At 69.9% G+C, this 5,943-nt stretch carries 7 protein-coding genes and 1 tRNA gene; 4 read left to right on the top strand and 4 right to left on the bottom strand.

Annotation, left to right across the window (positions count from 1 at the left end; translation table 11 throughout):
- Position 1: 1 nt before the first annotated feature.
- A tRNA-Leu gene (locus VH914_22620) sits at positions 2–82 on the bottom strand.
- 120 nt (positions 83–202) lie between these two features.
- Here VH914_22620 and VH914_22625 point away from each other — a divergent pair.
- From VH914_22625 to VH914_22635, 3 genes are read left to right on the top strand one after another with little or no spacing between them, the layout of a single operon-like run.
- Complete coding sequence (locus VH914_22625; protein HEX4494014.1) at positions 203–1,435, top strand: acyltransferase; 1,233 nt, start codon at positions 203–205, stop codon at positions 1,433–1,435.
- A 32-nt stretch (positions 1,436–1,467) separates the two neighbouring features.
- Positions 1,468–1,872, top strand: a complete 405-nt coding sequence (locus tag VH914_22630) for an OB-fold domain-containing protein (protein ID HEX4494015.1) — start codon at positions 1,468–1,470, stop codon at positions 1,870–1,872.
- A gap of 14 nt (positions 1,873–1,886) precedes the next feature.
- Positions 1,887–2,189 carry a hypothetical protein gene (locus tag VH914_22635; protein HEX4494016.1) on the top strand — a complete coding sequence of 101 codons (303 nt, stop codon included), beginning with the start codon at positions 1,887–1,889 and terminating at the stop codon, positions 2,187–2,189.
- A 1-nt stretch (position 2,190) separates the two neighbouring features.
- On the opposite strand, the gene VH914_22640 is transcribed toward VH914_22635, so the two are convergent.
- On the bottom strand, positions 2,191–3,282 hold the full coding sequence (locus VH914_22640; protein ID HEX4494017.1) for a hypothetical protein: 1,092 nt from the start codon (positions 3,280–3,282) through the stop codon (positions 2,191–2,193).
- A 133-nt stretch (positions 3,283–3,415) separates the two neighbouring features.
- On the opposite strand from VH914_22640, the gene VH914_22645 reads away from it, so the two are divergent.
- On the top strand, positions 3,416–4,627 hold the full coding sequence (locus VH914_22645; protein ID HEX4494018.1) for a thiolase family protein: 1,212 nt from the start codon (positions 3,416–3,418) through the stop codon (positions 4,625–4,627).
- Between the two features lie 24 nt (positions 4,628–4,651).
- On the opposite strand, the gene VH914_22650 is transcribed toward VH914_22645, so the two are convergent.
- Together VH914_22650 and VH914_22655 are read right to left on the bottom strand one after the other, a co-directional pair.
- Positions 4,652–5,557, bottom strand: coding sequence for an SRPBCC family protein (locus VH914_22650; protein HEX4494019.1), 906 nt, complete (start codon positions 5,555–5,557; stop codon positions 4,652–4,654).
- Positions 5,558–5,559: 2 nt separating this feature from the next.
- On the bottom strand, positions 5,560–5,943 hold a 384-nt coding region (locus tag VH914_22655; protein ID HEX4494020.1), incomplete at its 5' end, for a helix-turn-helix transcriptional regulator.

Here is a 5,943-nt window from a genome sequence, read left to right on the forward strand (position 1 = left end):
GTGCGAGCGGAGGGAGTCGAACCCTCACGTCCGAAGACACCGGGACCTAAACCCGGCGCGTCTGCCATTCCGCCACGCTCGCGGCCTGGGGAACGCTAGCGACCTTCCGGTCACACGGTCGCGTGCTTGCTCCGGCACAGGCCTCGACGGCCCGGCAAAGCGTGGCCGCGCACCCGCTCCGGTACCCTGCGGGCCCGCGCCGATGGCCCAGACGACGAACGCCCCCGCGCCGACGACGCCCGCGCCGGGCCGGCTCGGCTACCAACCCGCCCTCGACGGCGTCCGCGCGTTCGCGATCGCGCTCGTGATGCTCTTCCATTATCCCTGGGCGACCCGGTTCTACGGCGCGAACCCGGTGCACGGCGGATTCCTCGGCGTCGACGCGTTCTTCGTGCTGTCGGGCTTCCTCATCACGACGCTGCTGCTCCAGGAGCACGCCGAGCACGGCGGCTTCAGCCTGCGGCGCTTCTACGCGCGCCGCGCGCTGCGCCTGCTGCCCGCGCTCGGCGTGCTGCTCGTCGCCGCGCTCGTGGTGCGCCTGTTCAGCGACCCGAACAACGGCAATCGACCCGCCGCGCTCGGCTTCCTCGGGATGATCTTCTACTTCGCGAACTGGGTCGACATCTACAAGCACACCGCGCTCGGAGTGTTCCAGCACACGTGGTCGCTCGCGATCGAGGAGCAGTTCTATCTGGTGTGGCCGGTGCTGCTGCTCTTCATGCTGCGCCGGCGACTCAAGCTCGCGACGATCGCGGCGCTCACCGGCGCGGGGATCGTGGTCGCGGCGGCGTGGCGCGCGTACTACTGGCACACGCACTTCGGACCGCGCCGGTTCGTCGACTACTACTTCCTGCTGACGTTGCATCAATCGACCGAGACCGGTGCGCTCGACCACCGCACGACCGTCTGGAACCGCTTCTACTTCGGGTCCGACACGCGCGCCGACGCGCTGCTCGCGGGCTGCCTCACCGCGATCGTGCTCGTGTGGCTGCTCCCGCGCATCGGTGCGCGCGCTCGCATGCGGTTGAGCGCGGCGGCGGGCGTCGCGTTCGTCGTGTGCGGGATCATCGTGTGGCGCGCGGTCGTCGTGCTTTCGGGATGGCTGCCGTTGTGGGGCATCCTCGCGCTCGAGCTCGCGGTGTCGGTGTTGATCGCCGGGCTCGTCGCCGCGCCGCGCGGACCCCTCGCGCGCCTGCTCGCGCTCCCACCACTCGCGTGGCTCGGGCGCCGGTCGTACGCGATCTACCTGTACCACCCGGTCGTGTTCACCTACCTCTCGCGCTCGCGTGTGCACCTCGCGCCACCGGTCTCGTTCGTCTTCCAGTTCGCAGTCGTGTTCGCGCTCGCGGAGGTGTCGTACCGGTTCGTCGAAGCGCCGATGTTGCGGCGCAAGCGGCGCTTCGAGACGCCGGTTCCTGTGGCCGCGTCGACCTGACGACCCGTCGGCCCGAGGGCTACGGTGCGCGCATGGCCAAGCAGATCGCGATCGTCGACTACCTGGTGCTCGAGGACGGCGGCGGCCATCTCGAGGCGTGGGAGGCGGTCGACAGTGGCGCGCTGTACTTCGATCGCCGCAACGCCGACGCGAAGGGCGGCGGTACCGAGTTCAAGCGGCGCAAGCTGGCCTCGACGGGCAAGGTGCGATCGTTCACGATCGTGCACCGCGCGGTTCCCGGCGTGCCGACGCCGTACGTGTCGGCGATCGTCGACCTCGACGGCGGGGGAGTGGTGAAGACGAACCTGCTCGACGTCGCGCCCGATCCCGAGGTCGTGCAGCTCGGCATGCCGGTGAAGCTCACGACGTTCGTGGCCGGCACCGACGACGACGGCACCGAGGCCGTCGCCTTCGCGTTCGTGCCCGCGAACGCGTAGCGCGCCACTATGTCGTGAGGTGGATTCGCGCGCTCGTCGTGCTCGTCGCGTTCGTTCTCGCCACGGGCGCGGTCGTGTGGGTCAGCGCGTTCGGGTTCCACGATCACGACTCGGGCGTCGACTGCGGGGTTCCGGTGGCGTCGGCGCTGCACGCGAAGAAGGTGCCGCGCTTCGACTCGGCGCCGAACGGCAACCTCGATCTGACGGACGCATGCGTCGGTGAAGCGCGCACGCGGATCGGGATCGCGCTCGCCATCGTGATCGTGAGCGCGGCCGCGACAACGTTCATCGTGCGGTACCGGCGCGAGCCGGCGTAGCTCAGGGTGAGAGGACGAGCGTCCGCTCCCACGGCGGCGCGACCGCGCCGCCCCACTCGCCGACCGCCGCGCACGCGCCGATGCCAGAGCACGCGACGCCGGCGAGGAAGTTGTAGCCCGCGCCCGGACTCGCGCTGGGAACGACGGTGAAGTCGTGCCCGCGCGTCGTCTCGACCAGCGTCGACGATCCGTTCGACCCGCTACCCGAGTAGCCGACCACTGCGCAGTAGTTCCCGACGCAGTCGATGCCGCCGAACGCGCCCGAGTTCGCGACGCCCGGCGTGGGCACGAGCCGCCAGCCCCTGCCGTTCCACCGTTCTGCGAGCGGGCTCCCGACGGTCCAGCTCTCCTCGTCGGAGCCGACGGCGGTGCACACAGTCGTCGACGAGCACGCGATCGCGCTGAGCGTGTCGATCGCCTGCGGTCTCGTCGCGGGCGGGTTCGGACTCTTCACGATCGACCACGACGCGCCGTCCCACGTCTCGACGAGCGTGACCATGCGCAGCTGGCCTCGCCGCTGGTTTCCGACGGCGAAGCAGCGTGTGGGCGACGCGCAGGCGACGCCGTTCAACTCGCTCGTCTCGACCGGCGTGAGGCTCGGCACGACCGTCCAGCGAGCGCCGTCCCACTGTTCGAGCAGTGCCGTCGCCTCGCCGGAATGCGGCGGATCGCCGCTGCCGACGGCGAAGCAGCGTGCCGAGCTCGAGCACGCGACGTCGTCCAGCGTGTCGCTGGCGTCCTGGTTCGGGCTCGATTCGACGCTCCACGAGTCACCGTCCCAGCGCTCCACCAGCGTCCCGGCCGGACCCCAGCCGACCGCGGTGCAGTCGTCGTCGGCCAGGCACGTGACGCCGCGGAGCCCGGTCTGCCCCGCGATGATCGACGGCGTCATCATCGACCAATCGCCGCCGTCCCAGTGCTCGATGATCGCCGTGGTCTGCGGAGCGGTCACGCGCTGCGCCTGCCCGACGGCGACGCACCAGTCGGTGCGCACACAGTCGACGTCGAAGAGGAAGTTCCCATGGTTGTGAGGCGCGACCGAAGGGCTCGGCACCTTGCGCCACGTCCGCGGCGCGGCGGATGCCGCTCCCACGCCGCTCCACCCGAGCGCGATCACCACGAGCGACGCGAGCCCAACGCGTCGAATCGATCTCACAGGATCCCGAGTGTAGGAACGCGTCGGGCGCCGTGTCGACGCCGACCAGGGCGGCGGTAGCCTGCAAAGCATGGCGAACAACGATGCGGTGTGGATTCTCGGCACGAACATGACGAAGTTCGGCCGGCACGGCGACAAGGACCTGATCGACCTCGCGAGCGACGCGGCATTGGCGGCGCTGAAAGACGGCGACGTCACGATCCACGACATGGAGGTGCTCGGCGTCGGCAGCCTCTTCAACGCGCAGGCCGGCGTCGGTCAGCAGCTGCAGAAGCAGATCGGTCAGACCGGGATCCCCGTGTACAACGTCGCGAACGCGTGCGCGACCGGTGCGACCGCGCTGCGCACGGTGTACCTCACGATCAAGGCCGGCGAGGCCGACATGGGCCTCGCGGTCGGTGTCGAGCAGATGGGCAAGGGCGGCCTGCTCGGCGCCGGAGGCAAGGGCGATCGCGGCCGCAAGGTGTACGAGCCGAACGGACGCTACGGATCGGTGATGCAGGTCGAAGGTTTGCTCGGCACCGGGCTCATGCCCGGTGTCTTCGCGCAGGCGGGCATGGAGTACGCGTACGAGCACGGTGGCGTCGGCTTCGAGCAGTTCGCCAAGGTCGCGGAGAAGAACCACGCGCACTCGACGCTCAACCCGCTCGCGCACTACCAGAAGCCGTTCACCCTCGAAGAGGTGATGAGCGACGACATGATGTCGTACCCGAACACGCGCCTCATGTGCTGCCCGAACACCGATGGTGCCGCGGCGGTCGTGCTCGTGTCCGAGGAGAAGCTGCGCACGCTGTCGACCGAGCAACAGCGGCGCGCGGTGAAGATCTCGGCGTCGGTGCTCACCACCGACCCGTGGACCGAGACCGCGCAGGTGCAGCCCGACGTCAACACGCTCACGCGCAACGCGGCGACGAAGGCGTACGAGATCTCGGGCGTCGACCCGCAGGATCTCGACCTCGTCGAGCTGCACGATTGCTTCGCGACCGCGGAGCTCATCCACTACGACAACCTGCAGCTCTGCAAGCCGGGCGAAGCGGGCAAGTTCATCGACGAGCGCGGCCCGTGGCGCGACGGCAAGATCCCGGTCAACGTGTCGGGCGGGCTGATCTCGAAGGGGCACCCGATCGGCGCGACCGGCATCGCCAACGTCTACGAGGTCGCCACGCACCTTCGCGGCGAGGCCGGTGACCGCCAGATCGCGGGCGCCAAGGTCGGTCTGACCCACGTCATCGGGCTCGGCTCCGCGTGTGCCGTGCACGTGCTGGAGCGTTCGGGCGTCTGATCCTCACCGCGCCAAGCCGGGTCGTCAGCCGTTGAGGTCGCCTTCGAAGATGCGGCGGTCCTCGTCGTTCGCGATCTGCGCGCCGGCCTTCGTCGCGCGCTCGAACCATTCGGACGCGTGCGCGGTGTCGCCGCTGACCTTGTACGCGCGCGCGAACGCCTCGCACGCGTAGGCCGCGTCGAAGTCCTTCACGCCCGCGGGCTGCGATTCGGTGAGGTCCCAGCAGCGCTGCGCGTGCCGGAGCGCGACCGCGCCATCGCCGACGACCGCGTAGACGTGCGACAACATCCACTCGCCGCGCTCGCGCTCGAGCGCGCCACCGCCGTACGACCAGTGCCACAGCGACGCGTGCGCGGCGTCGACGAGCTCGGCATGCGTGTCGGCCGCGGGCCGACCGTCGCCCAGCAGCTCCCACACGCGGTTGTTCGACTTGCGTCCCCACTCGCGATGGTCGATCGCATCGATGTCGACCGGCGGCGCGGGCGGCGCGAGCGCGGTGTCGGGCACCGCGAGCACGTCGTCGCTCTCGAGCATCGTCTTGAGCGACGACAGCACGATCGGCCAGCTCGTCGCGGCCATGCCGTACATACGCGACGGGCCGTGGAAGTCGTCGTGCACGAGTCGTAACCTCGACACCGCGCCCATCGGCTCGATCTCCCACGTGACGCGCGACGGTCCTTCGGTCACGCCGTCGTCGAACTCGCGGTTCCACGTCGTCACGAGCTTGCGCGGCGGATCCGACTCGACGACTTCGCCGTGGATCGATGCGGTGCCGTCCTTCACCCACTTCACCGGCGCGCCCGGCTCCCACGTGCTCTCGAGTCGCAGGCCGCGCCAGTAGCGCTCGGTGCGGTCGGGATCGGTGAGCGCGGCCCACACCTCGTCGGGTGTCGTCCGCACGTACAGCTCGTACACATGCTTCGCGGGCATGTTCAGCTCCTTCGGCTCTTCGCGCGCGCCGGCTGCGTGCGGGCGCGCGCCTTCGGCTTGGTCGTCGGCTTCGCTTCGAGGTCGTGCTTGAGGTCGGCGAGGCCGCGCACCCACGGCTCCGCGTACTTCGAGATCCAGCGGTCGTGCACGAGCCGGATCGGAACCGGGTTGAGGTAGTGGCGCTTCTCGCGGCCGACCTTTTGTGTCGTGACGAGCCCCGCGTCCTCGAGTACCTGGAGGTGCTTCATCACGCCGAAGCGCGTCATCGACGGCAGCGCGGTAGTGAGCGACGACAGCGTCTGCCCGTCGTCGTCGAAGAGCTGATCGAGCAGCAGCCGGCGGCTGGGGTCGGCCAGCGCGCGGAACACCTCGTCCACGCCGAGCAA

The organism is Acidimicrobiia bacterium (genome assembly GCA_036271555.1).
In the GTDB taxonomy this organism is placed as follows: domain Bacteria; phylum Actinomycetota; class Acidimicrobiia; order IMCC26256; family PALSA-610; genus DATBAK01.